Source organism: Denitromonas halophila, from assembly GCF_007625155.1.
Classification (GTDB): Bacteria; Pseudomonadota; Gammaproteobacteria; order Burkholderiales; family Rhodocyclaceae; genus Nitrogeniibacter; species Nitrogeniibacter halophilus.
The window spans coordinates 209,665-236,075 of sequence record NZ_VMNK01000007.1 but is presented as its reverse complement, the minus strand read 5'-3'; the positions used below and the strand labels follow the sequence as shown (position 1 = coordinate 236,075).

The window sequence follows — 26,411 nt, the reverse complement described above, 5'->3', positions numbered from 1 at the left end:
GGTCTGGGGCTGCACCATTGAACGGGCCACTGCATGTACACCGCATCCGGCACACTTGATCGCGACCAGTTGGTGGTGCATTACGCGCCACTGGTCAAACGCATCGCCTACCACCTGATGGCCAAGCTGCCAGCCAGTGTGCAGGTCGATGACATCATCCAGAACGGCATGATCGGGCTGCTCGACGCCATTGGTCGCTACGAAGAAGGCCTGGGCGCGCAGTTCGAAACTTACGCCGTGCAGCGGATTCGTGGCTCCATGCTCGATGGCCTGCGGGAAAACGACTGGTTGCCGCGCAGTCTGCGTCGCGACATGCGCCGTATCGAAGGCGCGATTCACGAACTCGAACAGACGCACGGCCGACACCCGACCGAGCGCGAGCTGGCCGACTCGCTCGGCATGGCGCTGGCCGAGTATCAGAAGATGCTGCAAGACGCCCGCGGCCATCAACTGGTGTATTTCGAAGACTTTACCGATGGCAATGACGACGATTATCTCGAGCGCCACGCGGTCGGTCATGAAGGCGACCCGCTCGATGCCTTGCTCGACCAGAGCATGCGCGACATTCTTGTGGCGTCGATCGACGATCTGCCCGAGCGCGAGAAAACCGTGATGGGCCTGTATTACGAGGAAGACCTCAACCTGCGTGAAATTGGCGAAGTGCTCGGCGTGTCCGAATCGCGCGTGTGTCAATTGCACAGCCAGGCCATCGCCCGCCTGCGCTCCCGGATTCACGGCAGCAAAGGCGGTCCCAAGGCTCGGCGCGGTCGACCGCCGAAGAACGCCGCCGACGCGGCCTGATCATTTAGGACGCGCCAACAGTCATGGACAGCATCAGCCTGATCGGACTGGTTCTTGGCCTGGCCGCCATTTTGGTGGGGCAGGTGCTTGAGGGTGGGCACATCAGCTCGCTGGTTCAGCCGACTGCCTTCATGATTGTGATTGGTGGCACGCTCGGCGCCGTCATGCTGCAAAGCCCCTTGCGCGTGTTCAAGGACGGCATGGTCATGGCCAAATGGATTTTTGTTCCGCCCGCCGCGACCCATGCCGAACTGATTGGCCGCGTGGTCGGCTGGAGTCACGTGGCGCGCCGCGAGGGCTTGCTGGCGCTGGAAAACCAGATCGCCGGTGTGAGCGACGGCTTCACCCAGAAAGGCATTCAATTGCTGGTCGATGGCGTGGAGCCGGACCGTCTGCGCGATGTGATGGAGGTTGAAATCACCGCCTGGGAAAGCCGGATGAAGCTTGGCGCAAAAATCTGGGAAGCCGCGGGCGGCTACGCGCCGACGATCGGCATTCTGGGTGCGGTGATGGGCTTGATCCACGTGATGGAAAACCTCACTGACCCGTCCAAACTGGGTGCCGGCATTGCCGTGGCTTTTGTGGCGACGATCTACGGTGTGGGTTTTGCCAACCTGGTGTTCTTGCCGATGGCCAAAAAGCTGCAGGCGCATGTCGCACGTCTGGTGTCGCTGCGCGAGATGCTGGTCGATGGCCTGGTCGGCATCGCCAATGGCGACAATCCGCGCATCATCGAAAGCCGGTTGCAGGGCTACGACGTCTGAGCTGGCGGCCACCTGCACTGCGTGGCTCTCCCCTTATTGGTTTAACAAAAACTTCACCCGCCACGTCTTTCAGTTCGATATTATTCGAAATATGGAAATAAAAGACGCTGCCCTGGTGTTGTCTGCGCTTGGCCATGAGGCCCGGCTGAGCATTTTTCGCCTGCTTGTGGAAGCCGGCCCAGCGGGACTCAATGCCGGTGCGATCAGCAACGCGCTGGCCATGCCGCCGGCGTCCGCCTCGTTTCATCTGTCTCATCTGAGCAGGGTGGGCTTGATTCAGGGGCTGCGGACACACCGCTTCATTCATTACTCGGCCAATTTTTCAGGCATGGATGAATTGATCGCCTTTTTGACGCGCAACTGTTGCCAGGGCGAATCCTGCCTGCCGCTGACGGCCGCGTGCGATACCCGCGAAAAGCGCCGCGTACACATCGCCAATGACTGACATTTCGACTATCACTTCAAGCAATCTCGAGACGCCATGACTGACCTGAAAACCGTGCTGGTGCTGTGCACCGGAAACTCCTGCCGCTCGCAAATGGCCGAGGCCATTCTCAATCATGAGCTCGCCGGCCAGGTGCGTGCCTTGTCGGCGGGCACATCGCCCCAGCCCAAGGTGGCTGACGGTGCCATCGAAGCGCTCACGCAGGCGGGGCTGCCGACCGGCGGACTGACCCCAAAGGACGTGTCGGTCGTTCTCGACGAGGCCATCGACCTGGTGGTGACCGTGTGCGACAACGCCAAGGAGAGCTGTCCGATCTTTCCCCGACCGGTGCCCCGCATGCATGTGCCTTTTCATGATCCGCACGGCGAGTCGATTGAGCGTTTCGTCGCCGTGCGCGAGGAGATCCGCACCCGGCTGGTGCCGCTTGTGCGCGATGCGCTCGGTCTGTGAGAGGAGGTCGTCATGTCTGCACAATGTGAAGTCACGGCCAAGGTCGCCGCGGGAGCGCCAATCAGTTTCTTTGAGCGCTATCTGACGGTCTGGGTGTTCTTGTGCATCTTTGCCGGCATCGTGCTGGGTCAGATCGCGCCGGGCGTTTTCCAGACGCTGGGCCGTCTGGAGATCGCTCAGGTGAACTTGCCGGTCGGGGTGCTGATCTGGGTGATGATCATTCCGATGCTGATGAAGATCGACTTCGGTGCCTTGCACGAGGTGCGCGAGCAGAAGCACAGCATGGCCATTACGCTGGTGGTGAATTGGGCGATCAAACCCTTCACCATGGCGGCGCTGGGCTGGATCTTCATTCGCCATGTGTTTGCGCCGTGGTTGCCGGCCGAGCAGATCGACAGTTATATCGCCGGCCTGATTCTGCTTGGCGCGGCACCGTGCACGGCCATGGTCTTCGTGTGGAGCAATCTGTGCCGCGGCAACGCCAATTTCACGCTGACCCAGGTCGCGCTCAATGATCTGATCATGGTCTTTGCCTTCGCGCCCATCGTCGCGCTGCTGCTGGGCGTGTCGTCGATCCCTGTGCCGTGGGACACCCTGTTTCTGTCGGTGGTGATGTATATCGTCATTCCGCTGGCGATCGCGCAGTTCATTCGCAAGCGCTTGCTGGCGCGCGGTCGGGCGGCGTTTGATGCGGCGCTGACGCGGATCGGCCCTTTCTCGATCATGGCGCTGCTCGCCACGCTGGTGCTGCTGTTTTCCTTCCAGGGCGGCACCATCATTGCTCAGCCAGGCATCATCGCCATGCTGGCGGTGCCTATCCTGCTGCAGACCTTGTTGATTGCCGGGCTGGGCTATGTGCTCAACCGCGGCTTGCGGGTGCGCCACGATGTGGCCGGGCCGTCGACGATGATCGGCGCCTCCAACTTTTTTGAGTTGGCCGTGGCGGTGGCCATTGTGCTGTACGGCTTTGATTCCGGCGCAGCGCTGGCGACGGTGGTCGGTGTGCTGATTGAGGTGCCGGTGATGCTGTGGCTGGTGCGAACGGTCAACACCAGCAAGGCGTGGTACGAGCGGGGCTTGCAGCGCGCCGGGTGAGGGCGCGCTGCGGCGGCTTAAAGACGGAAGCTGCTGACCGAGCCTTTCAGATCGCCGGCCAGGTCACGCAGTTGATCTGCCGCGCCGGCCATGCGGCCCAGGGCGGACTGGTTGGCGCGCACGCGCTCGGCCATGTCTTCCACATTGCGGCTGATATGGCCGCTCGATTCGCTCTGCTCGCGCACCGCGCGGGTGATTTCACCCACCTCGGCGGTCGTGTGGCTGACCGACTCGTTGGCTTCGCCAAGCGCCTCGGAGGCCAGGCGCATGCCGCTGCGGCTGTCTTCGAGCGACTCCAGTCCTTTGTTCAGTGCTTTTTCCAATGTGCGTGCCTGTTCGCCCAGCACATTCGTGATGCTGTCGATCTGGCTGGCCGACTGGCCAGACTTCTCGGCCAGTTTGCGCACCTCGTCGGCCACCACGGCAAAGCCACGGCCTTGTTCGCCCGCACGGGCCGCTTCGATGGCCGCATTCAGTGCCAGTAGATTGGTTTGTTCGGCGATCTCGCGCACCTGCTGCGTCATGGTGGTGATTTCTTGCGCGCTCTTGAAGAAGGCTTGCGCCGTATCGGTGACGCCGCGCATGACGCTGGCCGAGCCTTCGACAGACTTCGACAAGGCGTCGAGGCGGGCCGCCGCGCGGGAGGACGCTTCGAGGCCTTTCTCCGACAGCGCGCTGAGTCTTTCGGTGTTGCCGCTGATGCGCAAGATGGCGGCGGTGACGGTATCCACGCCTTGCGCGGTGTCGCCGGCAGCTTCGGTCTGCCGTTCGGCAGATTCTGCCGCCTTGCGCGATTCGACGGCCACTTCGCCCGCGGCAGCGTCGACGCTGGCGACGGACTTGGCGACCCGGCCGATGAGCTGGCCCAGGTCGTTTCGGATCGACTCCGCGCTGATGGCGATGCGGCCCAGTTCGTCCCGTGTGTGAGCCCGGATCGGCTGGCTGAAGTCGCCTTTGGACAGTGCGAGCAGGCCGTTCTCGAGTTCGCGTGCCGGGCTGATGAGCTGACTGCGCAGCAGCCACAGGAAGAGACCAAAGGCCATGGCGCAGGCGACGGCCATCAGCGCGGCGGTAATCACAATGGCTTGCCGCGAGTCGGCCTTGATGGCGTCGGTGCGCTCGGAAATCTGTGCATTGACCAGCGCAGCCAGATCGTCGAGGTGCTTGCCGGCAATCTTGTCGGCGTCGCGCACGTCTTTTTCCAGCGCATAGATGTCATAGCTGACGCGGTAGGCGGAGAGGGCGTCGCCGTAGGCCTCGCGGAGCGCGTGGTGTTCGGACAGAAAGGACTTGGCGAGCGTCTGCGTCTGCTCATTGACCAGGGGCGAGGCGGCCAGGGCGGTCAGCGCGGCTTGCAGTGCGTCCTGTTTTTTTCCGTAGGCGAGCCAGTAGTCGGCGGTGATGTCGTCTTCGGTGATGCGCAGGAGGATGTTCTTCCAGTCCAGCAACTGGGAGAGGAACTCCGTTTTGTTCTCGGCCAGCTTGAACTGCTCGGAATGGAGCGCGTCGACTTCGCTGGTGAGCGTGTCGATGGCGCGATATTGCAAAAACAGGCCGACACAGGCCGCCACCAGCAGCAGGGCGGTGCCGCCGCCACAGATCAGCAGCAGTTTGTTGCGGATGCTGGACAGGATGAAGTTCATGATCGTGCCGTCGGAGGAAGTCAAAGTTGACGTCAACGTACGGCCGCGGCGGGCGTTTCTTTAGCGAGGAAAACCCGAATATTTGCCGAGGCCTGTCGGCCACGCGACTCGCAGGGACTCAAGGGTGTCTGGGCAATGCCGTAATGAGTCTGTGGGTGGCACAAACGTTGCATTGATCGCTTGTGATGCCACCGAAGGACCGGACGCCGCCATGGCCAGACGAAACCGAGACGTAGAAGAGCACGAAAACCACGAGCGCTGGCTCGTGTCCTACGCTGACTTCATTACCTTGTTGTTTGCCTTCTTTGTGGTGATGTATTCGCTCAGCTCGGTCAACGAGGGCAAATACCGCGTGCTCAGCGACTCGTTGGTTCAGGCGTTTCGCAGCGTGAGTGTGAATGAATCGGGCACCCAGATTGTGGTACCGCAGGGGCCCATGCCGACGGGGCCGATTCCCATGCCAAAACCCGATCGTGCGCAACAGGCGGCGGAGCAAGCCAAACAGGCGGCAAAAGAGGCGGCGGTCAAAAAGGTGCGGAGCATGGCCGACGAAATTCGGCGTGTGCTCAAGCCACTATCCGATGGGGGCCAGGTGCTGGTCACCGAGGGTGCGAACGGCATCAAGGTGGAAATCAACGCAGAAGTGCTGTTTGCCCCGGGCGAGGCCTTGCTCGGCGCGCAGGCGGTGAGCGCCCTGAGTGCGGTGGCGCAGGTGCTGGTCGGGTCGGAGTTTCCGATCGTGATTGAAGGGCATACCGACAATGTGCCGATCAGTACCTATCGCTTTCCTTCGAATTGGGAGTTGTCTGCGGTGCGGGCGTCGAGTGTGGTGCGTTTATTCGTCAATTCCGGCGTCGAACCGGCACGTCTGACAGCGGCGGGGTATGGCGATCAGCGGCCGGTGGCCGACAACGAAACGCCCGACAGCCGCAGTAAAAACCGGCGGGTGACCTTGTTGATCGAATCCATCCTGGTCGAAGAGGAATTGCCGCCAGTGGTTCCGTTGCGCCGCAATGATCCGATCCAGAGCATTTTGCCCAGCGCCGGTGTGCCTTCGCCGGAAGCCGCCCAGATTCTTTAAAATTGACGTGCATCAAAATCATTGCGGCGCACAAGTTTAGGATGTTGTTACATTTATTAACATCGAGCGCGCCATGGCGGAATTGTTTCAGTGGTCCGATGCATACGGCGTTGGCATTCAGGAAATCGACGAGCAGCACAAGGTGCTGGTCGACTTGCTCAATCGGCTGCATGACGCGATTCATGCACACCAGGGATCCGAGACTTCGCGCAAGATTCTCGGCGATCTGGCCGACTACACCCGCACTCACTTTGCCGTCGAAGAGTCGCTCATGCGGGTATCGAATTACCCCGACTTCGAGGTGCACAAGCAGAACCACGAAGACTTGATTGGCCAGGTCAATGCCTTGCAGGCCAAGCTGGAGACCGGCGAAGCCAAGATTACATTCGAGTTGCTGCACTTCCTCAAGGTCTGGTTGACCCATCACATCAAGGAGGCAGACAAGCGCTTTGCCGACTATTTCATCAGTGTGGGCGGTGCGCCGGCCTGGGCGCCACACGTCGAGCAGTCGATGAGCGAAAAGAAATGGTGGTGGAAGTTCTGGTGAGTCAGGGTGTTGTGCAGTTCAAATCGGCCCAATGGGGCCGTTTTGTTTTTCAGGCGCTGGCGGTATGCCTCAGTGGCAGACGGGACAACAGACGGATCACGACCAGCGCAAACAGCAGCCGCGCCCACAGGATGCCCGACAGGTCGGCCCCCATCAGCAGGATCAGCAAGGTGTCTTCGATCAGGCTGTGACACAGGCCGAGAAAGCTCAGCGTGAGAAACACATCGCGACGGCTCAGCGTGCCGCTGCGCACTTCCTTGAGCAGCAAGCCCGCGCCGAAAGTCAGGCCGAGCGTGGCGCCGATGACCGTGATGTTGGCCGCTTCGCCGCGAATGCCGATCACCCGCAGCGCCGGGACGAGCAGGGCGTGAATCAGCTTTTCGATGCCCAGGATTCGAAGCAGGCGAAGCACCGCCATCAGTGTGGCGATGATCACCAGAATCCAGAGCAGTGTTTGCGCTTGGTCCACCGCCCAGCCGGCCAGTGTGGGTGCCGCCGCGGGCGCCTGCCAGGGCAGATCGACCGGGTGGGCGAGCCAGCCGGTGCTTTGATAGATCAGATTCAGCAGACCGCCCAGGACGATGGCCCCGACCAGCCGTATCGCCAGGGTGGCACGCCAGTGCACGCCCGCGGCTTTGGCCACGGCGCCTTCGACGGGCAGGGAATGGGCCACCAGCATCATGGCGCCGAGCACGGTCGCTTGCGCTGCCGTCACCGGGGTGTCCGCGGCGAGCGCGAAAAACACCACCAGACCCGCGTAGATGTTGCTGAGTAAGGTCGCTGCCCAGACCAGGCCGAGGTTGTCCGGCAGGCCGACCAACGACATGACCGGCGACAGGGCCCAGGCGAGCATCTCGCTACCGCCCGCCATGTCGAGGGCTTTCACGATGAGCAAGGCCGGCACCATGACTTTCAGCAAGGCGCCGTAGACGTAGAGCACCTCACGGGCGAAGGCGATGATGGGGTGCGTCGGCGCGGTCGGGGGCGTGGCGGACATTCGGGCTTCAGTCTTGGGCTGGGTATGCTGCCAGTCTAGCGGCGCAGGCGGTAAATAATTAGGCATTTATCGATTCATTCTTTCCAAAAGCTTTTCTATTTGGTCTAAAAATGAAAGATTCGAAACTCTTTGCAGGCAAAGCCATGGCGCTCGACCGTATTGACCGACGCATCCTGAGCATCCTCCAGCAGGATGCGCGCTTGACCAATCAGAAACTCGCCGAGGTGATCGGGCTGTCGCCGCCGGCCTGTTTGAAGCGGGTCAAGCGCATGACCGAGCAGGGTTATATCAGCCGGCAGGTGGTGTTGCTCAACCCGGACCGGATGGGGCCGCTGCTGCATATCGTGGTGGAGGTGACCATGGAGCGTGATCGAAAGGATCTCTACCAGCGCTTCCTGGGACGAGCCATGGCGCATGTGGCCGTCAAACAGTGCTATCAGGTCACGGGTGAGATCGATTTTGTGTTGATTGTGGTGGTGCCGACCATGGAGGCTTACGACCAGTTCTGCGACGAGGTGTTGTACGCCGACGACAACCTCCGCAAGTTTCGAACGCTGGTGTCGCGGTTCCGGAACAAGTTCGATACGGCGCTCGACGTCGGCGCTTAGTGCCTTGCGTGTGGTCGCGACGGCCTTGGCGGCAGCGCTCGCCCGCCTATCGTTTTAGCATTTGGAAGGCATAATTGATCCACTACATGCGCCGCCATCTTTGACTCAGCGGCGGTATGTTCGGAGCGTGCCTGCGATGCATCTGGATATTCCTACCGTCACCTTCCTCGCTGCGGTGAGCTGTTTGTCCGTTGCACTGGCCATGTGGGTTGTCGCCGGCCGCTATCCGCCGGTCGTGGCCCGCGCCATGTTCCGCTGGGGCTGGGCGTGCGGCTTGTCGGCCTTCGGCGCGCTGCTGGTCTTTTTGCGCGGCACGCTGCCGGATTTTCTGTCGGTGGTGGTTGGCAATACCGTCATCGTCGGCGGGTTTGCGATGGCCTATCACGCGATCCGGGTGCTGCATGAGCGAACGGGCCTCAGCGACCGTCTGGCCGCGGCCTGGGTGCTGGTGTGCTTTGTCTTGTACTGGACGGCGTTTGAGCTCAACCGCGACATCAATCTGAGAATCATTCTGGTGGCGACGCTGAAAATCCCGGTGCTGGCGCTGATCGTGCGCGAACTGTGGGTTGGCAGTCAGCGGGGCCGGCGGGCGATCGAGTTCATGCTGCTCAGCGTGTATTTGCTGTATGCGCTGGTCAGCGCGCTGCGTGCGCTGAATGTGATGATGACATCCGCGCTGGATCTCGATAGTTTTCTGAGTGATCCGGTTCAGCAGTTTTCCTTTGTTGCCTACTTCCTGACGCTGAGTGTGTCGTCCCTGTTTTTCATGCTGGCGCTGGGCGAGGTGCTGACGGCCGAGCTCTATCAACGGGCGACCACCGATCCGCTGACCGGTATCTACAACCGCCACGCGTTCGAAGAGCTGGCCTTGCGGGAGATTTCCCGGGCGCAGCGTACGGGGCGATATCCGAGCATGCTGATGGTCGATATCGACCACTTCAAGCAGATCAACGATCGCTATGGCCACACGGCTGGCGACGGGGTGCTGCGTGCGGTGGTCGGCGCCATTCAAGGGGCACTGCGCCAGCAAGACTTTGTCGGCCGTTGGGGCGGCGAGGAGTTCTGCGTACTGTTGCCGGAAACCGGCCGGATCGATGCGCTGCACGTGGCCGAGCGTTTGCGCGGCAGCGTGATGGAGATGCCCTTGTCTATGGTGGCGCAGCCGGTGACGGTCAGCATCGGTGTGAGCAGCCCGTATGCGCACGAATGCAGCTTTACGGCCATGATCGAGGTCGCCGACGATGCCTTGTACAAAGCGAAGTTCGGCGGGCGCAATCGTGTGGTGATTTCCAGCGTGTAGCGCTGGCGGCGGCGCCTACGGAAACGCCGGCTCGCGGTTGGGGGTGGTGAAGGTTTCCTTGGTCAGGCGGTTCAGCGGTACGTTTAGGCTTGGGGTGTTGAACCAGCGTTGATACAGCGCCGGCATCTCGGGGGTGGGCAGGAGACGGCGCAGGCTGTTGCTGACCGTATCGGTGAAGCGGGCGTCGCCCTTGCGCATCATGATGCCGTAGGGTTCTATCGACAGGAACGGGCCGACCACTTCGTACTGCGTCTGCCCATCGTCCGCGGCGGAAATCTGCGAGTAGAGAATGATGTCATCCAGCGCGAAGGCTTTGGCTTTGCCCTCTCGCACGGCGGCGAGTCCGGCGTCGGCGTCGGCAACATGCAGCAGCGTCAAGCCCAGACTGGCTGCCGCGTTGTGTTCGACCACCAGCTTCTCACCAGTGGTGTTCTTGATCACTGCGATCGTCATGGTGCCGAGATCGTCGATTGAGCGGATCTTGTCGGCCTTGCGGACCAGCAGGCGGGTGCCGGTGACGTAGAAGGCAGGGCTGAACTCGTAGCGGGCGAGGCGATCGCGGGTGATGGTCGAGGCGCTGCAGTCCATGTCGGTTTCGTTGTTGTCCAGCGCGGTAAAACGGGTGTCCCAGGTGGTCTCGCGATACGCGATCTTTAACTCGGACAGGCCCAGCGTGCGCTGAACGTCAACGGCGACATGGCGGCACAGATCAAGCGTGTAGCCCTCAGGCGTGCCGGGCGTTGCGATACCGAAGGGCGGGTTGCCGCCGACCCAGCCCAGGGTGAGCGTACCGGTGCGGCGAATCTTGTCGAGCGTGTCGGCCTGGGCGGGCAGCGTGCCGAAGAGGGCCAGGGCGACGATCAATGCGTGGGTCAAGCGGGTGTGGCTCATGCCGTGTCTCCTTTGAGTCCGAGCACAGTTGCGGAACGCACTGTCGGTGGTGTCCGTCTTGTTGTCGTGTGTGGCGCTACGAAAAGGCTCCGGGCGAGGTGACGGATAGGTCACGACGCCCGGAGGGGGTGTTCCCGGGGTCGCCGGGAAGACCTATTAGACCGGTGTTGGCGGAGCAAGAAATCGCTTTATGACGCCAGAATTCGGGGGCGTCTGAAAGGAGTGTGCGATTTTTCGGTGCAATGAGAAAAGAAAACCCCCGGAGCGGTGTTGCGCCGCACCGGGGGGTGAGTTCCGACCTTGGCTCGTGGGTCAGGCCGCGCCGGTGGGTTTGATCTTTTGTGGCAGCGGCACGCCCTTGCGTGCGCGCCGGTGGCGCCATAGTTCGAGTTGGTTGGGTTTGATGCTCAACTCGGTGGCACGACTGCCGCGGCCGATGCCCTGAATGACGAGATTGGCGGCGTTGTCGGGCACCGCCACGGCGGCCAGCTGGGCGTCGGTGTCGAGCGCCATCACGATGACACCGCGACCGCCGGACTGCACCTTCATTTCGCTGGTGGGGAAGACCAGCACCCGGCCGTTGTCGGACAGGGCGGCAATCCAGTCGCCCTTGACCGGCGTCGGGCTCAGCACCTTTTCGCCTTTCTCGAGCGCCATGAAGGCCTTGCCCGCGCGTTGCCGGGTGGTGGCGTCGGTGATCTTGCAGATGAAACCGTAGCCGCCCGAGTTGGTGAACAGGTAGTGTGCTTCGGGCGCGGCGGTGACCACCTGCGCCAGCTTTGCGCCATCCTGGAACTCGACCAGGGTGGCGATCGGCGTGCCGTCACCACGGCCGCCGGGCAGGTCGGCCACGCGCACGGTGTAGGCGCGGCCCTTGGTGTCGATCACGATCAGCGGCCAGACGCTGCGGGTTTCGATTACCGCAAAGCCGCTGTCGCCGGTTTTGTAGTTGATGCTCTCGGGGGCGATGCCGTGGCCCTGGCGGGCGCGTACCCAGCCGTTCTTGGAGACGATGACCGTTACCGGCTCGTCGGCCACGCTCACTTCGGCCACCGTCACCGGCGCGACGGTTTCGATCAGCGTGCGCCGTTCGTCGCCATAAAGCTTGGTGTCGGCCTCGATCTCCTTGAGGATGAGCTTGGTCATCGCCGGGCGGCTGTCGAGCAGGTGCGTGAGGCCGTCGCGCTCGTCCTTGAGCTTGGCCAGTTCCTGTTCGATCTTGATGCCTTCGAGCCGCGCCAGCTGACGCAGGCGGATCTCGAGGATGTCTTCGGCCTGGATGTCGGTGAGGCCGAAGGCGTCGATCAGCGCCGGCTTTGGCTCGTCAGACTCGCGGATGACGCGGATCACTTCCTCGATATTGAGGAAGGCGATCATCCGGCCTTCGAGGATGTGGATGCGCCGGTCGACTTCGTCCAGGCGGTGGCGGGTACGCCGCTCGACCGTCACATAGCGGAAGTCCACCCACTCGCTGAGGATCTGCACCAGATTCTTCTGCTGCGGCCGGCCATCGCGGCCGATCATTGTCAGATTGAGCGAGGTAGAGGTTTCGAGACTGGTGTGTGCCAGCAGCACGGCCATGAATTCGTCGCGGTTCTGGCGGCTGGAGCGTGGCTCGAGTACCAGGCGAATCGGCGCTTTGTCTGAGGATTCGTCGCGGACGGTTTCGAGCACGCCGAGCACCAGTTGCTTGAGCTGCTTCTGCTCTTGCGAGACTTCTTTTTTGCCGGTGCGCGGCTGTGGATTGGTGAGGGTCTCGATCTCGGCCAGCACCTGCGCGGCAGAGACGCCATGCGGAAACTCGTCGATGATCACCCGCCACTGAACTCGGGCCATCTCCTCGACGCGCCAGCGGGCGCGCGTGCGCAGACTGCCACGCCCGGTGGCGTAGGCTTCACGCAGCGTCTCGGCGCTCGAGATGAGTTGGCCGCCGCCGGGGTAGTCCGGGCCGGGCAGCACTTCCAGCACCTCGTCGAGCGTGGCCTCGGGCTGGCGGATCAGCAGGCAGGCGGCCTTGGCGACTTCGCGCAGGTTGTGCGGCGGGATCTCGGTGGCCATGCCCACGGCGATGCCGGAGGCGCCGTTCATCAGCACAAAGGGCAGGCGCGCCGGCAGCAGCGCGGGCTCCTTGAAGGCGCCGTCGTAGTTGGGGCGGAAGTCGACTGTGCCGCGGTCGAGCTCGGACAGCAGTAGATCGGCAATCGGCGTCAGGCGGCATTCGGTGTAACGCATGGCGGCGGCGGAGTCGCCGTCGCGCGAGCCGAAGTTGCCCTGGCCGTCGACCAGCGGGTAGCGCAGCGAGAAGTCCTGCGCGGTGCGCACCATGGCGTCGTACACCGAGCTGTCGCCGTGCGGGTGGTATTTGCCGATCACGTCGCCGACCACGCGGGCCGACTTCACATGCTTGCTGCTGGCCGACAGGCGCATCTCGTTCATGGCGAACAGGATGCGGCGCTGCACCGGTTTCATGCCGTCTTCGACCTGCGGCAGCGCGCGCGACTTGACCACGCTCATCGCGTAGGCCAAGTAGGCGCGCTCGGCGAAGAGGTCGAGCGGCAGGGCGTCGTCGCCCATCGGGGGCGGGGGGGCGGCGGGCGGTGGGGCGGGCGGTGGTGCCTCGGCGGCGGGCGCGGGGGCCTCGTCTACGGGCAGCGGGGCAAACAGATCGAGAGAATCGTTACTCATGAAATCGGGTCGGTCTCAGTACATCATGCGGCCACTGCCACCGATGACGCCAATGTCGCGGTAGGTCGAGCCGTTGTGGCGGGTGGGCGAATAGCTCAGGATAAAGCCGGACAGATTGGCCGGGTTGAGTGCTTCAAGCGCATCGCGCAGCTTGGCCCGGGTCACCGGTGCGCTGGCGTTGTTGGCGGCGAGCAGCATCAGCCGCGCCGAAATGAAGCCTTCCATGGTGTTGGGCGACAGTTGCTCGGCGTTGTCGCCGTGCGCTTCATGCAGCGCGCGCAGCTCTTCGCAGATCTTGAGTGTGCACGAGCCCGGGTCGGGCATGACCGACACCATGCCAAAGCCGCGGGCCGCGTCGATGCCGGCGGTTTTGACGATCTGGGTGGCGTCGTTCACCGAGATGCCGATGCGCGGTGCGAACAGGCCGGCCGCGTGCGTCGCCTTGACGACGACGGCGGTCGGCGCCCCTGCGGTGCCGATCAGCACGCCTTGCGGGTCGGCAGCCATGACGGTGGCCACGGCCGCAGAGACATCGACGCTGCCGCGCGGGCTGATGCCGCGGCCGGCCGCTTCGAGACCGTGCGCCTTCAGTGCCTCGACATAGGCGCTGTGGATCGATTCGCCGAAGGGATCGTCTTCATGCAGGATGCCGATGCGCTTGATGCCTGAGTTGGCAAAGTGCAGCACGATGCGCTCGACCTCCTCGGCATAGCTGGCGCGCACATGGAACACCTGCGGATGCAGCGGCGTGCGCAGATGGTCGGCGCCGGTGTAAGGGCCGATCAAGGGAATTTTGGCCTCGTCGAGCAAGCCGCTCTTGAGCACCGCGGCGGTGTTGGCGGTGCCCAGGATATTGACGATGGCCACAGGACTGTGGGTGTCGATGCCTTCCTTGAGCAGCCGGACGGTGTCCTCGACTTCATAGCGGTCATCGAGCGCGACCAGTTTGATCTTCTGACCATGGACGCCGCCTTTGCGGTTGGCCTCGTCAATGGCCAGACTGGCGCCGTAGCGCACGGCGCGCCCCAGGCTGGCGCGTGAGGCGGAATAGTCGGCCACCTGCAGCACGGTCAAGTCGGCAGCATGCGTGGGGGGTGTTGCCAGGCCCAGGGCGGCGGTGAGGCACAGCGAGCTCAGGATGCGTTGGATCATGGTGCGGTGTCTCAAGTCAAAGTCGTGGGTTTAAAGATCGGCATCGACGGTGTCTCCCTTGGCTTCCATCCAGGCGCGGCGATTGCTCGCCTCACCTTTGCCCATCAACAGGGTAAACATACGCAAGGTGTCGTCGAGCGCGTCGGCGCGAACGTGCACCGGCAAGACGCGCCGGGTGGCCGGGTCCATGGTGGTTTCGCGCAGCTGCTCGGGGTTCATCTCGCCCAGGCCCTTGAAGCGGCCGATCTCCAGCGCCTCGGGCTTGAAGCCCTCCTGGATCATGCGGTCGCGGATTGCGGTCAGCTCGCCGTCGTCGAGCGCATACAGGCGGCGCGCCGGGCGTTTCTTGCCCTGCGCCGGTACGTCCACGCGGTACAGCGGCGGCTGCGCCACATAGATGTGGCCGGCCTCGATCAGCTTGGGGAAATGGCGGAAGAACAGCGTCAGCAGCAGGGTCTGGATGTGGGCGCCGTCGACGTCGGCATCCGACATGATCACCACCTTGCCGTAGCGCAGGCCGGACAGGTCGGGCGTGTCGTTCGGGCCATGGGCATCGACGCCGAGGGCCACGGCGATGTCGTGGATCTCGTTGTTGGCGTAGAGGCGGTCGGGGTCGATCTCCCAGGCGTTCATGACCTTGCCGCGCAGCGGCAGGATGGCCTGAGTTTCCTTGTTGCGGGCGAGCTTGGCGCTGCCACCGGCCGAGTCGCCCTCGACCAGAAAAAGCTCGTTCTGGTCGATATCTTCGCTTTCGCAGTCCGACAGTTTGCCGGGCAGCACCGCGACGCCGGAGGTCTTCTTCTTCTCGACCTTCTTGGCGTTTTTCTGGCGCGCGGTGGCGGCGCGGATGGCCAGTTCGGCGATGGCTTTACCGGCTTCGACATGGTTGTTGAGCCAGATTTCGAAGGGGTCGCGCACCATGCCGGAGACCAGCTTGACCGCTTCGCGCGAGTTGAGCTTTTCCTTCACCTGGCCCTGAAACTGCGGGTCGAGCAGGCGCGCCGAGAGCACGAAGCTGAGCCGGCTGCAGGCGTCGTCCTGTTGCAGCTTGAGGCCGCGCGGCAGCAGTGCGTGATGCTCGATGAAGCTCTTGACCGCCTCGAACACGCCGGCGCGCAGGCCAGACTCGTGGGTGCCGCCGGCGACGGTGGGGATCAGGTTGACATAGGATTCGGCCGGCACGGCGGGGTCGAACCAGCCAAAAGTCCAGGCCGCGCCTTCGCCGCTGGCAAAGGCTTCGTCGTCGCTGGCAGCGTATTTTTCGCCGGTGAACAGCGGCGCGACCGGTTCCTGATCGCCGGCCAGCTCGGACAGATACTGGGCCAGGCCGCCGGGGTAGTGCCATTGCTTGCTGCTGACGCTGCCGTCGGCTTGTTCGACATCGAGCTGCACGGCCACGCCGGGCAGCAGCACAGCCTTGGAGCGCAGCAGGCGCTCCAGTTCGTTCATGGGCACCTTGGGCACGTCGAAATATTTCGGATCGGGCCAGACCTTGACCGTGGTGCCGGTGTTGCGCTGGCCGCAGGTGCCGATCTCTTCGAGCGGGCCGATGCGCTCGCCGCCGTTGGCGAAGACGATGCGATGGACCTTGCCGTCGCGCTTGATCTCGACCTCAATGCTCAGCGACAGCGCATTGGTGACGGCGACGCCGACGCCGTGCAGACCACCCGAGAAAGCGTAGGCGCTGTTGCCTTCGCGCTTGTTGAACTTGCCGCCTGCGTGCAGGCGGGTGTAGGCCAGCACCACGACGGGCACGCCTTCTTCGGGGTGCAGCCCGACGGGGATACCGCGGCCGTCGTCGGCCACGGTGATCGCGCCGTCGCGATGGGCGGTGACCTGGATCTTCTTGGCTGAGCCGGCGAGGGCTTCGTCGGCCGCGTTGTCGATCACTTCCTGGATGATATGCGCGGGCGAATCGGTGCGGGTATACATGCCCGGCCGCTCGCGCACCGGCTCCAGGCCTTTGAGGACGCGGAAGGAGGACTCGTCGTAGTTTGTGGTGCTTGCCATGCGGGTTCCGTTGGATGCCGTCCGCCGCGGGGGCGGAACACGGGTCGAAAGGATAGCGGCTTTGCCGAAGCCTGTGTGTGTCTAGCCGTCAGCCTCGGGTTTGTGGGCGGTTTCGGTGCCAAGCTGGGCCAGAAATGCGCGCATGAATTCGATACGTGCCGCCGCTTCGCACCGGGCGGCGTTGGTGTGCAGCGTCTCGCCGACATGAAACAGCTTGCGGTAGAAGTGGTCGATGGTGAAGCCTTGATCGTCGGGCGCGCGCGACGCGCAGAACGGATCGTCGGTGTGATAGAGCGGCCGGCCCAGTGCGCCGCCGACCATCAGGCAACGGGCGATGCCGATCGCGCCGAGGGCTTCGAGCCGGTCGGCGTCCTGCACGACGCGGGCCTCCAGCGTCTCGGCGGTGATGCCGGCGCTGAAGCTGTGGGCCTCGATGGCATGGCCGATGGCCGGGAGCAAGTCGCTTGACGTGCCTTGTTCGCGCAGCCAGTCGACGGCCAGCGCCGCGGCATGTTGTGATGAGCGCGCGCGGTCGGGGTGATTCTTGGGGTAGCTCACACAGTCGTGCAGCCAGGCCGCGGGAATCACCACGGCCAGATCGGCGCCTTCGGCGTTGGCGATCAGGCGCGCATTGGCGACCACACGCTCGACATGGGTGATGTCATGCGCCGGGTCGGCCGGCAAACGGGTCAGGATGAAGGCGCGCAGCGCCGCTTCGGTGGGCCTCTGCGCGTCGTGGGCGAGGCGGTCGCGACCGGCCTCAGACACTGCCCAGGCTTCTGCCGCCGCCCGTGGGGCGCGATTGCCCGTCCGGGCCGTAGAGTTGAGGCTGGTTGGCCGCCGCCAGCAGGGTGGTCAGGGCGGCCTGGTTGTGTTGCATGCGTTCGATGATCAATACGCCATTGCGCTGGTTGCGATCCCGCGCTTCGCGGGCCAGCTTGAGCACGGTGTCCCAGGCGGCGAGCGCGGCGGGTGCGTCCTGGCACAGCGCGCGGATGATCGCATCGGTCTGCTGCAGCCCAAGGCGGGCGAGCAGGCGGGTGCGATCGTCGTTGATTTTCTGGAGTTGCCGGTAGCGCTGGTTCTTTTCGTCGGCGACCGGCATCAGGGCATCGGCCTGTCCGTCGATGAGCAATTGCTCTTCGTGAACGAGCAGATCGACGAAGCCGCGCAGGCGCGAGGCTTCGTCGATAATCAGTGCATGCAGGCGAAGGCGATCCGGGTTCTGGTTTGTCACGCTTGTCTGGGTTGGTGGGCCAGCATCTGGCGAACGCTTTCGATCAGCCCGTCGGCGACCTTGTTGGCATCCACAGAAAATTGACCATCACTGATGGCTTGTTTGATTTCATCTACGCGTGCCTGGTCAACCACCGGGGTTGCCGCAATGGCTTTTTCCGCCTTCTGCAGCCCCGATGACAGCTGCACCTGGTCGCCTGTTGGGGCGCTCGGTTGCGCTGCGGCAGTCGCTTTGGCACGCTGCTCGCCGGCAGGCGTATTGCCCACCGATTTCACGGAGTTGTCGATTTTCACAGCCTGGTCCTCTTTTTTTATATATGACTACAGGTGCTGTTACGGCGACGCACAACAGAACTTTAGCATCCAGATCAGATACTAAATGTAACGACGCCAACACCGCTGCCACGCTGTGAAACATATCACGGACTCAGCACTACCTCCCCGTTTTCACTGGCAACGCCATGGACCACTTTGCCTGACGGCAGCCGCACACGCACGCCCTGGCCCGCGCGCGCGCTGTTGAGCGCCGTGCCGCTGTTGGCCACGCGAAAACCGCTGCCTTGCACAATCACCGATACCGGTCGGCCGGATTGAATGACTTGCGGCTGGGCCATCATCGTGGCGCGCAGGGGCTGCCCCTGGGCGACCGCGAAGCGCATCTGACTGCCAATGGCCTGGGCGGGGTCGGTAAGGAGCTGACGGCCCATCTCGGTGAGGTCACCTTGCTGTTCGGCCAGATCGCCGGCGGTGAGGATTTCACCGGGGCGCAGGGCTCGGGCGCTGACCAGGTAGGCACCCATCACTTGCACATGGGCGGCCACATACAGCGACCAGTTGGCCGGGCCGGTGCAGCGCACGCCGACCCGGACCCGCCCCCAGGCGCGCGCACCGGCGGGCAGCCACGGCTCGATCCGGTCGCAGGCCGGTAGTGCTTGTGTTTGGGGTGGTGTGACCTCAATGCGTACGTCGCCCGGCGAGCCGGCAGTTTGACCGCGCAGGAATTCGTACACCACCGCGCGGATGGTGTCGGCCGTCTGGGCGCTGGCGCCGGTGCCAGACAGGGCGAGGCCGACAAGTAGCAGGCAGGAGGCGACGTATTTCATGGCGGCATTACACCATGTTCTGGCGCGAAGGCGTGCCGGGAACAAACCGGTGTTTACGCCCCTGTTTGCTGGATCGGCAAAGCTTGCCGCTTGCCGGTTGGATTTGCCGGTGCGGCGGCTGAAATGCCCGTGTTTTGGCGGCTTATTCGGCCGATGGCCACCAATGTACGGTGCGTAGGATGCCTGGCATGAAAGGTGCAATAGGGTTCCTGCCCCCGGCGCCAGCTACTGATGGCCCGAGGCACAGCAAACGAGGTGACACCATGACCAACCGGCTCGATAACGCACTGCAGTTTCATCAGGACGCGCTGAACGCGCGTGCCTACCGCCAGCAGTTGCTATCCACCAATATCGCCAATGCCGATACGCCTAACTATAAGGCGCGCGATGTCGACTTCAGCGCTGCGCTGTCTGGCGCGCTGGGTTCGCGCATGGGGCCGCTGGCACTGGCCACCACGGCCCGTGGTCATCAGTCGGGCAGCACGGCCAATCCGCTTGAAGCGGCGGCGCGGTACCGCACCGAGCAGCAGTCGAGCGTGGATGGCAACACCGTGAATATGGACGTGGAGCGCGCCGCCTTTGCGGAAAACGCGCTGCACTACGAAGCGAGCATCACCTTCATCAACGGCCTGCTGCGCTCAATGCAAAGCGCGGTTCAGGGTCAGTGAGGAGGTAACGAACAATGAGCATGCTCAACGTTTTCAAGATTGCCGGCTCTGCGATGAATGCGCAGTCGGTCCGACTGAACACCACCGCTTCCAATATGGCCAACGCTGACAGCGTGGCCGGGCCGGATGGCCAGCCCTACAAGGCCAAACAGGTGGTGTTCTCGGCCGAGTCGGTCGATGGTGCCAGCTCGGTCGGCGTGAAGGTTGATCAGATTGTCGAGAGCGCCGAGCCGGGGCGCATGGTGTATGACCCGGCCAACCCCGCTGCCAACGGCGAGGGTTATGTCGAAATGCCCAACGTGAACGTGGTGGAGGAGATGGTCAACATGATCTCGGCCTCCCGTTCGTATCAGGCCAACGCGGAGGTGATGAACACCGCCCGCACCTTGCTTCAGCGAACGCTGGGCATCGGCCAGTAAAGGAGAAGTGAGTCATGGCCACCGTCGATAGCGCCTCCAGCGCACAACAGATTCTGAGCAATCTCGCCCGCACCGAGGCGCAAAAGCCGAAGGCGACGGAGGATGCGCAGAGCCGATTTCTGACCTTGCTGACGACGCAGCTGAAAAACCAGGACCCGCTCAGCCCGATGGACAACGCCGCGGTGACCTCTCAGCTTGCACAGATCAGCACGGTCGATGGTATCGAGCGACTCAACGCGACGCTGGGCGAATTGATGGAAGGCCAGCAGTCGTCCGAGGCCTTGCAGGCGGCACAGTTGCTCGGCCGTGGGGTGTTGGTCCCCGGCAAGGGCCTGGTGCTGACCGATCAGGGCTCGCTGGGCGGCTTCAAACTCGACGCCTCAGCCGACAAGGTGATCGTCTCCATCTCCGACGCCAATGGTCTCGAGGTGGCTTCGGTCGACATGGGTGCGCATACCGCTGGCACGCATTCCTTCCAGTGGGATGGCACTGCCACTGATGGCACTCCGGCCGCTGCCGGCGTTTACACGGTGAAAATCACCGCGACTCAAGGCGATGAAAAAGTCGCCGCCACCGCACTTGAACTCGGTCAGGTGTCCAGCGTGATCCGCGGGCCCAAGAGTGTCGATGTGCAGGTGGGTTCGCTGGGCATTTTCCAGCTTAACGAAATTCAGCAAATTCTCTGACGGGAGCATATCGCCATGGCTTTCCAACAAGGTTTGAGCGGACTGAATGCCGCCTCCAAAGCCCTCGACGTGATCAGTAACAACGTGGCCAACGGCAGCAACGTCGGCTTCAAGGGCGGCTCCACCCTCTTTACCGACGTGTATGCCGCGGCGCTCAACGGCGCCGCCGCGGGTGTGCAGATCGGTATTGGTACGGCGGTGGGCGCGGTTGCCCAGCAGTTCTCGCAGGGCAACATCACGCCGACCGGCAATCCGCTGGATATCGCCATCAACGGGCAAGGTTTCTTCCGGGTCAGCGGGCAGGGCGCGATCGCCTACACCCGCAATGGCCAGTTCGATGTGGACAAGAACGGCTACCTGGTCAATTCGTCCGGCTACCGGCTCACCGGTTATGCGGCCGACAACCAGGGCAATATCCTGCCGTCCTCGCCGACCGATTTGCAGATTGACACCTCTGACCTGCAGCCGCAGCCGTCGTCGGCCATTGCCGTGGGTTTGAACCTGGATTCACGTGCGGTGGCGCCGGGTGTGGCCTTTAACGCGGCCAATCCGACCACCTACAACGCATCGACCTCGGTGACGGTGTTCGACTCGCTCGGCAATGACCATATTCTTAATATGTACTTCCAGAAGACCGGCGGCGGCACCTGGGATCTCTATACGCAGCTCAACGGCGGTCCGGCCACGCTCGCTACGGGTAGTCCGTCCATGACCTTCGACGGCGCAGGCGCGCTGACCGCGGGTGCGACACACACCTTGTCGTTGACCATCCCCGCCACCTTCGGTGCAAACACGCCGCAGGCGGTTACGCTCGACTTTTCGGGTAGCTCGCAATATGGCAGCGCCTTCGGGGTGAACCGTCAGGTGCAGGACGGCTACGCCTCCGGCCGTCTGTCCGGCATCACCATCGCCGACGACGGCACCATGCAGGGCCGCTACTCCAACGGCCAGTCGCGCAACCTGGGTCAGGTAGTGCTGGCCAACTTTGCCAGCTCGGGTGGTCTGCTCTCGCTCGGCAGCAACCTGTGGGGTGAGTCGCCGGACTCCGGCCAGCCGCTGATCGGCGCGCCGGGTTCTGGCAGCCTGGGTCAGCTCGCGGCGGGTTCTGTCGAAGAGTCCAACGTGGATATGACCGCCGAACTGGTCAACATGATTACCCAGCAGCGGGCCTACCAGGCCAACGCGCAGTCCATCCGCACCCAGGACCAGATTCTGCAAACCCTGGTCAACCTGCGCTGATAGCCGAGGGAGTCGCACGCCATGGATAAGTTGATCTACACCGCCATGACCGGCGCCAAGCACATCCTGACCCAACAGGCAGCGGTGTCGCACAACATGGCCAACGCGACCTCGACCGGTTTTCGCACCGAGATGCACAAGTTTCGCGCGGTCGATGTGCAGGATTCGCCGCTGGCCAGCCGCAGTTTCGTGGTGGATGCCAGCGTAGCGACCGACTTCCGACCTGGCCCGATGCAGCTGACCGGTCGCACCTACGACGTGGCGGTTGAAGGCAAGGGCTGGTTTGCTGTGCAAGGCGCCGATGGCCGGGAGGCTTATACCCGCAACGGCAGCTTTGAACTTTCCGCCGAAGGCGTGCTGCAGACCCGCGACGGTCGTGCCGTGATCGGCGACGGTGGCCCCATCACGGTGCCGCCGGACAACCAGATCGTGATCGGCAAAGACGGTTCGATCTCGGCCATTCCGACGACGGGCGACAAAAATGCGGTCAACGTGATTGGCCGCCTCAAGCTGGTCAATCCGCCCGAGGCCGAGCTGCGTCGGGGCGAAGACGGCTTGTTTCGCACCGCCGGTGGCGCGCCCGCGCCGGCCGACGAGGCCGTGCAGGTGGCCGGTGGCTATCTGGAAGGCAGCAACGTGAATGTGGTTGATCAGATGGTCAACATGATTTCCCTGGCCCGCCAGTTCGAGATGCAGACCCAGCTGCTGCGCAAGGCCGAGACTAACGACCAGGTCGCCACCAAGCTGCTGACGACCGGCTGAGGCATGAACTGACCGGCATTTTGGCGCCTCTTCCTCGCATCGGGAGGGCGTCGCCCGGCGTACTCTGATCTCAAGGGCCGCCCTGTGTGCTGGCCCACGCGAATGCATAGCGCCCTAGCGCGCGAAGGAGCCCGACATGATCCGCTCACTGTGGATTGCCCGCACCGGCCTGGACGCCCAGCAAACCCAGCTGGACGTGGTGTCCAACAACCTCGCCAACGTCTCCACCACCGGTTTCAAGCGCTCGCGCGCGGTGTTTGAAGACCTGCTGTACCAGACTTTGCGCCAGCCCGGCGCCCAGTCGACCCAGCAAACCCAGATCTCCAGCGGCCTGCAGATCGGCACCGGCGTGCGCCCGGTGGCCACCGAGCGCATCCACACGCAGGGCAATCTGCAGCAGACGGGCAACGGGCTGGATGTGGCGGTGCAGGGCGAGGGCTTCTTCCAGATCCAGCTGCCTGACGGCACCACCGCCTACACCCGCGACGGCTCTTTCCAGCTCGACAACCAGGGCCAGATGGTCACCGCCAGCGGCTATCCGCTGACCCCGGCCATCATCCTGCCGGCCGACACCGTGAGCATGACCATCGGCAAGGACGGCACGGTCAGCGTGCAGCAGTCCGGACAGGTCTCGCCCACGCAGGTCGGCACCATCCAGCTGGCCACGTTTGTGAACAACGGCGGATTGCAAAGCGCAGGCGAGAACCTCTACCTCGAGACCGCCTCCAGCGGCACCCCGACGCCCAACACCCCGGGGTCGAACGGCGCCGGCGTGCTCAACCAGAATTACATCGAAACCTCCAACGTGAACGTGGCTGAAGAGCTGGTGCAGCTGATCACCACCCAGCGTGCCTACGAGCTCAATTCGCGCGCGATTCAGACGTCCGATCAGATGCTCGGTCGCCTGACGCAGCTCTGATTTCGGCTCGGGAGACTCGTCATGCGCGCCCTGATCACCCTGTTGCTGACGACCTTGCTGGTCGGCTGCGCGGCGCTCGAAACCACGCCCCCGACGGCCGTGCATCAACCCATGTCGGCCCGGCCCGAAGTGCGTGCCGGCGTGGCACCGGCCAACGGGGCCATCTTTCAGGCCGTGGGGTCGCGCCCGCTGTTCGAAGACCGCCGCGCCCGGCTGGTGGGCGACACCATCACCATCAACCTGGCCGAGAGCACCACGGCGCGCAAGGCCTCCAATGCCAGTGCGAGCCGCGATGGCAGTCTGAGCGCCGGCATTACCTCGATCAACAAGCTGCCGCTCAAGGGGTTGGCGGGCCTGGGTGTTGAGGCGGAGAGCGAGAGCGACTTCTCGGGGCAGGGCGCGGCCGCCGCCAACAACCTGTTCAACGGCACCATCACCTGCACGGTGATCGAGGTGTATCCGAACGGTAACCTGCTGGTGTCGGGCGAAAAGCAGGTGGCGATCAACCAGGGTAACGAATTCATCCGCTTCTCGGGTGTGGTCAATCCCAACCATGTGACCACCAGCAACACCGTGCAATCGACCCAGGTAGCCGATGCGCGCATCGAGTACAAGGGCAGCGGCTATATCAACGAAAGCCAGGTGATGGGCTGGTTGCAGCGCTTCTTCCTGCTGCTGTTGCCGATCTGAGGTCGCCATGGATACCGTACGCGCATTCTCCGTAGGGCGGATTTCAACCCGCCATCGCTGGCTCGATCGGTTTGGCGGGTTGAAACCCGCCCTGCGGGTGGCGCTGGCCATGCTGTGTGCGCTGTTCGTCGGCGCCGCCCACGCCGAACGCATCAAGGACCTGGCTACCATTGCCGGCGTGCGCAGCAACCAGCTGGTCGGTTACGGTCTTGTTGTCGGCCTGGACGGCAGCGGCGACCAGACCACCCAGACCCCCTTCACCGTGCAGAGCATCATCAACATGCTGGGCAACATGGGCGTGACCATGCCGCCGGGCACCAATTTGCAGCTCAAGAACGTGGCGGCGGTGATGGTTACCGCCGATCTGCCGCCGTTTGCGCGGCCCGGCCAGCGGATCGACATCACCACCTCGTCGATTGGTAACGCCAAGAGTCTGCGCGGCGGCACGCTCATCTTGACGCCGCTGAAGGGCGCCGATGGCCAGATCTACGCTATGGCGCAGGGTAATGTGGTGGTCGGCGGAGCCGGTGCCTCTGGCGGCGGCGCGTCGGTGGTGGTCAATCACCTGTCGGCCGGTCGTGTGCCCAACGGTGCCACGGTCGAGCGCGCGGTGCCCACCGCATTGGGGCAGGGCGACGTGATTCTGCTCGAGCTTGAACAAACCGATTTCGGCACCGCCCAGCGCATGGTCGACGCCATCAACGGCGCCACCTCGCCGGGCCAGGCCCAGGCGCTGGACGGGCGCACGATTCAGGTCCGCGCGCCGTCCGATGCGTCGATGCGGGTCGCTTTCCTCGGCCGAATCGAAAACATCGACGTCACCCCGGCGCTGCAGTCGGCCAAGGTGATCATCAATTCACGCACCGGCTCGGTGGTCATGAACCAGGCGGTGATGCTGCAGCAATGCGCAGTCGCGCACGGCAATCTGTCGGTGTCGGTCACCACCGAGCCGGTGGTCAGCCAGCCCAATCCGTTGTCGGGCGGGCGCACTGTCGTGGGCGAGCGTGGCGATGTGTCGATCGATCAATCCGGTGGTGCATTGATGCGTGTGTCGGCCGGGACCAACCTTGCCGAAGTGGTCAAGGCGCTCAATGCGCTGGGCGCCAACCCGATGGACCTGATCAGCATTCTGCAGGCCATGAAAGCCTCGGGCGCGCTGCGGGCTGATCTGGAAGTGATCTGATGCAAGGCGCCGCGCAACTCAACACCCTCGATCCGAATGCCATGGCCGACCTCAAGCGTCTGGCCAAGGATAACGATCCCAAGGCCATTGAAGCGGCGGCCAAACAATTTGAGTCGCTGTTTCTGGCCATGGTGCTCAAGTCCATGCGCGCGGCGATGCCCACCACCGGTTTGATGGACAACGATCAGAGCCGCATGTATCAATCCATGCTCGACCAGCAACTGGCGGCCAACATGGCGGCCAGCGGCGGCGCGGGTCTGGCCAAGGCATTGATCGCGCAACTCGGCGGCAACCCGATGCAGGCACCCAGCCGTGATGAGATTTCGGCTGGCTTCGACATCGCCTCGGTGCCGCGCCGGCCGGCAAATGCTGCCGCTGCCCCCTTGCCGCCGGTTGATCTTGCCGCCCGCCGTGCCGGGGTGTCGGCCGGTGCGTCGGCCAATGTGAGCACGCCGACCACCATCGAGTCGACGCCGCCGGAGATTTCCTCCGACGCGGCCGCCTTTGTGCGCAAAGTCATGCCGCACGCCCAGGCCGCCAGCCGCGAAACCGGCATCCCGGCGCACTTCATGGTCGCCCAGGCGGCGCTCGAGACCGGTTGGGGCAAGTACCAGCTGCGCGACGCTCACGGCCAGCCCAGCCACAATCTCTTCAACATCAAGGCCGGCAGCAGCTGGGAGGGCAAGACGGTGTCGGTGGGCACCACCGAATACGTCAATGGCCGCCCGGTCACCGAACAGGCCCGCTTCCGCGCCTATGGCTCGTATGCCGAGTCCTTCCGAGACTACGCCCGTCTGATCGGCAACAGCCCGCGCTACGCCGAGGTGGTGGGGCAGCAAGACGCCGCCGCCTTCGCCCGCGAACTGCAAGCCGCCGGCTACGCCACCGATCCGCGTTACGCGGAAAAGCTCACCCAGATCATCAACGGGCCCACGCTGCGCGGCGCACTGCCGGGTTGAGGTTGGGTCGAGGTGGCTGTGCCGCCTGCCTCCCAACGCCAGTTCGGCGATGTCGTAGCCCGGATGCAGCGAAGCGGA

28 protein-coding genes are annotated in these 26,411 nt (G+C 63.7%); 18 read left to right on the top strand and 10 right to left on the bottom strand.

Annotated features, from left to right (window positions below; translation table 11 throughout):
- Positions 1-33: 33 nt before the first annotated feature.
- Genes FHP91_RS10630 through arsB form a run of 5 tightly spaced genes read left to right on the top strand, consistent with a single transcriptional unit; the run spans position 34 to position 3,555 of the window.
- A complete protein-coding gene (locus FHP91_RS10630) occupies positions 34-801 on the top strand; it encodes an RNA polymerase sigma factor FliA (protein WP_144178958.1) in 768 nt (255 codons plus the stop codon).
- Between the two features lie 23 nt (positions 802-824).
- A complete protein-coding gene (locus tag FHP91_RS10625; protein WP_144309565.1) occupies positions 825-1,565 on the top strand; it encodes a flagellar motor protein in 741 nt (246 codons plus the stop codon).
- Positions 1,513-2,010: an ArsR/SmtB family transcription factor gene (locus FHP91_RS10620; RefSeq protein ID WP_246116277.1), complete on the top strand. Its 498-nt coding sequence runs from the start codon at positions 1,513-1,515 to the stop codon at positions 2,008-2,010. Before FHP91_RS10625 ends, FHP91_RS10620 begins: the two co-directional genes overlap by 53 nt.
- 36 nt (positions 2,011-2,046) lie before the next feature.
- Positions 2,047-2,460, top strand: a complete 414-nt coding sequence (locus tag FHP91_RS10615) for an arsenate reductase ArsC (RefSeq protein WP_144309564.1) — start codon at positions 2,047-2,049, stop codon at positions 2,458-2,460.
- A gap of 12 nt (positions 2,461-2,472) precedes the next feature.
- Complete coding sequence (arsB, locus tag FHP91_RS10610; RefSeq protein ID WP_144309563.1) at positions 2,473-3,555, top strand: ACR3 family arsenite efflux transporter; 1,083 nt, start codon at positions 2,473-2,475, stop codon at positions 3,553-3,555.
- Positions 3,556-3,572: 17 nt separating this feature from the next.
- Here arsB and FHP91_RS10605 read toward each other — a convergent pair whose 3' ends face one another.
- The gene (locus tag FHP91_RS10605) at positions 3,573-5,198 is read right to left on the bottom strand and encodes a methyl-accepting chemotaxis protein (RefSeq protein WP_144309562.1); all 1,626 of its coding nucleotides are present in this window, start codon (positions 5,196-5,198) and stop codon (positions 3,573-3,575) included.
- Between the two features lie 211 nt (positions 5,199-5,409).
- On the opposite strand from FHP91_RS10605, the gene motD reads away from it, so the two are divergent.
- Both motD and FHP91_RS10595 read left to right on the top strand, forming a co-directional pair.
- On the top strand, positions 5,410-6,279 hold the full coding sequence (motD, locus tag FHP91_RS10600) for a flagellar motor protein MotD (protein WP_144309561.1): 870 nt from the start codon (positions 5,410-5,412) through the stop codon (positions 6,277-6,279).
- 73 nt (positions 6,280-6,352) lie between these two features.
- Positions 6,353-6,826 (top strand): bacteriohemerythrin, encoded by a 474-nt coding sequence (locus tag FHP91_RS10595; protein ID WP_144309560.1) that lies wholly within the window; start codon positions 6,353-6,355, stop codon positions 6,824-6,826.
- A 49-nt stretch (positions 6,827-6,875) separates the two neighbouring features.
- On the opposite strand, the gene FHP91_RS10590 is transcribed toward FHP91_RS10595, so the two are convergent.
- A complete protein-coding gene (locus FHP91_RS10590; protein WP_144309559.1) occupies positions 6,876-7,823 on the bottom strand; it encodes a hypothetical protein in 948 nt (315 codons plus the stop codon).
- A gap of 110 nt (positions 7,824-7,933) precedes the next feature.
- Here FHP91_RS10590 and FHP91_RS10585 point away from each other — a divergent pair, with 110 nt between their 5' ends.
- A complete protein-coding gene (locus FHP91_RS10585; RefSeq protein ID WP_222105167.1) occupies positions 7,934-8,431 on the top strand; it encodes an Lrp/AsnC family transcriptional regulator in 498 nt (165 codons plus the stop codon).
- A gap of 136 nt (positions 8,432-8,567) precedes the next feature.
- Positions 8,568-9,731 (top strand): GGDEF domain-containing protein, encoded by a 1,164-nt coding sequence (locus FHP91_RS10580; RefSeq protein ID WP_144309558.1) that lies wholly within the window; start codon positions 8,568-8,570, stop codon positions 9,729-9,731.
- A gap of 15 nt (positions 9,732-9,746) precedes the next feature.
- Here the strand turns inward: FHP91_RS10580 and FHP91_RS10575 are convergent, their stop codons facing one another.
- The 8 genes from FHP91_RS10575 to flgA all read right to left on the bottom strand — a co-directional run bounded on the left by FHP91_RS10575 (position 9,747) and on the right by flgA (position 18,808).
- Positions 9,747-10,622 (bottom strand): amino acid ABC transporter substrate-binding protein, encoded by an 876-nt coding sequence (locus tag FHP91_RS10575; protein WP_144309557.1) that lies wholly within the window; start codon positions 10,620-10,622, stop codon positions 9,747-9,749.
- Positions 10,623-10,934: 312 nt separating this feature from the next.
- Entirely contained in the window at positions 10,935-13,307 is a 2,373-nt protein-coding gene (gene parC, locus FHP91_RS10570; RefSeq protein WP_144309556.1) for a DNA topoisomerase IV subunit A, read from the bottom strand.
- 15 nt (positions 13,308-13,322) lie between these two features.
- A complete protein-coding gene (locus FHP91_RS10565) occupies positions 13,323-14,459 on the bottom strand; it encodes an ABC transporter substrate-binding protein (RefSeq protein WP_144309555.1) in 1,137 nt (378 codons plus the stop codon).
- A 30-nt stretch (positions 14,460-14,489) separates the two neighbouring features.
- On the bottom strand, positions 14,490-16,469 hold the full coding sequence (locus tag FHP91_RS10560; RefSeq protein ID WP_144309554.1) for a DNA topoisomerase IV subunit B: 1,980 nt from the start codon (positions 16,467-16,469) through the stop codon (positions 14,490-14,492).
- Positions 16,470-16,550: 81 nt separating this feature from the next.
- Positions 16,551-17,237 (bottom strand): HD domain-containing protein, encoded by a 687-nt coding sequence (locus FHP91_RS10555; RefSeq protein ID WP_222105166.1) that lies wholly within the window; start codon positions 17,235-17,237, stop codon positions 16,551-16,553.
- On the bottom strand, positions 17,230-17,706 hold the full coding sequence (locus tag FHP91_RS10550) for a flagella synthesis protein FlgN (protein WP_144309553.1): 477 nt from the start codon (positions 17,704-17,706) through the stop codon (positions 17,230-17,232). The genes FHP91_RS10555 and FHP91_RS10550 overlap by 8 nt, the downstream gene beginning before the upstream one ends.
- On the bottom strand, positions 17,703-17,999 hold the full coding sequence (flgM, locus tag FHP91_RS10545; protein WP_144309552.1) for a flagellar biosynthesis anti-sigma factor FlgM: 297 nt from the start codon (positions 17,997-17,999) through the stop codon (positions 17,703-17,705). Before flgM ends, FHP91_RS10550 begins: the two co-directional genes overlap by 4 nt.
- Before the next feature lie 125 nt (positions 18,000-18,124).
- Positions 18,125-18,808 (bottom strand): flagellar basal body P-ring formation chaperone FlgA, encoded by a 684-nt coding sequence (gene flgA / locus FHP91_RS10540; protein ID WP_144309551.1) that lies wholly within the window; start codon positions 18,806-18,808, stop codon positions 18,125-18,127.
- A 263-nt stretch (positions 18,809-19,071) separates the two neighbouring features.
- On the opposite strand from flgA, the gene flgB reads away from it, so the two are divergent.
- The 9 genes from flgB to flgJ all read left to right on the top strand — a co-directional run bounded on the left by flgB (position 19,072) and on the right by flgJ (position 26,333).
- Positions 19,072-19,476, top strand: coding sequence for a flagellar basal body rod protein FlgB (gene flgB, locus FHP91_RS10535; protein ID WP_144309550.1), 405 nt, complete (start codon positions 19,072-19,074; stop codon positions 19,474-19,476).
- A 14-nt stretch (positions 19,477-19,490) separates the two neighbouring features.
- Positions 19,491-19,895 carry a flagellar basal body rod protein FlgC gene (gene flgC, locus FHP91_RS10530; RefSeq protein WP_144178941.1) on the top strand — a complete coding sequence of 135 codons (405 nt, stop codon included), beginning with the start codon at positions 19,491-19,493 and terminating at the stop codon, positions 19,893-19,895.
- 14 nt (positions 19,896-19,909) lie between these two features.
- Positions 19,910-20,581, top strand: coding sequence for a flagellar hook assembly protein FlgD (locus FHP91_RS10525; RefSeq protein ID WP_144309549.1), 672 nt, complete (start codon positions 19,910-19,912; stop codon positions 20,579-20,581).
- A gap of 15 nt (positions 20,582-20,596) precedes the next feature.
- Positions 20,597-21,820 carry a flagellar hook protein FlgE gene (flgE, locus tag FHP91_RS10520; RefSeq protein ID WP_144309548.1) on the top strand — a complete coding sequence of 408 codons (1,224 nt, stop codon included), beginning with the start codon at positions 20,597-20,599 and terminating at the stop codon, positions 21,818-21,820.
- 21 nt (positions 21,821-21,841) lie between these two features.
- Positions 21,842-22,582, top strand: coding sequence for a flagellar basal-body rod protein FlgF (flgF, locus tag FHP91_RS10515; RefSeq protein WP_144309547.1), 741 nt, complete (start codon positions 21,842-21,844; stop codon positions 22,580-22,582).
- A 136-nt stretch (positions 22,583-22,718) separates the two neighbouring features.
- Positions 22,719-23,501, top strand: coding sequence for a flagellar basal-body rod protein FlgG (gene flgG, locus FHP91_RS10510; RefSeq protein ID WP_144309546.1), 783 nt, complete (start codon positions 22,719-22,721; stop codon positions 23,499-23,501).
- Positions 23,502-23,522: 21 nt separating this feature from the next.
- Entirely contained in the window at positions 23,523-24,191 is a 669-nt protein-coding gene (locus FHP91_RS10505; protein ID WP_144309545.1) for a flagellar basal body L-ring protein FlgH, read from the top strand.
- Positions 24,192-24,300: 109 nt separating this feature from the next.
- Positions 24,301-25,374 (top strand): flagellar basal body P-ring protein FlgI, encoded by a 1,074-nt coding sequence (locus FHP91_RS10500; RefSeq protein WP_144309589.1) that lies wholly within the window; start codon positions 24,301-24,303, stop codon positions 25,372-25,374.
- The gene (gene flgJ / locus FHP91_RS10495; RefSeq protein ID WP_144309544.1) at positions 25,374-26,333 is read left to right on the top strand and encodes a flagellar assembly peptidoglycan hydrolase FlgJ; all 960 of its coding nucleotides are present in this window, start codon (positions 25,374-25,376) and stop codon (positions 26,331-26,333) included. The genes FHP91_RS10500 and flgJ overlap by 1 nt, the downstream gene beginning before the upstream one ends.
- Positions 26,334-26,411: the final 78 nt, after the last annotated feature.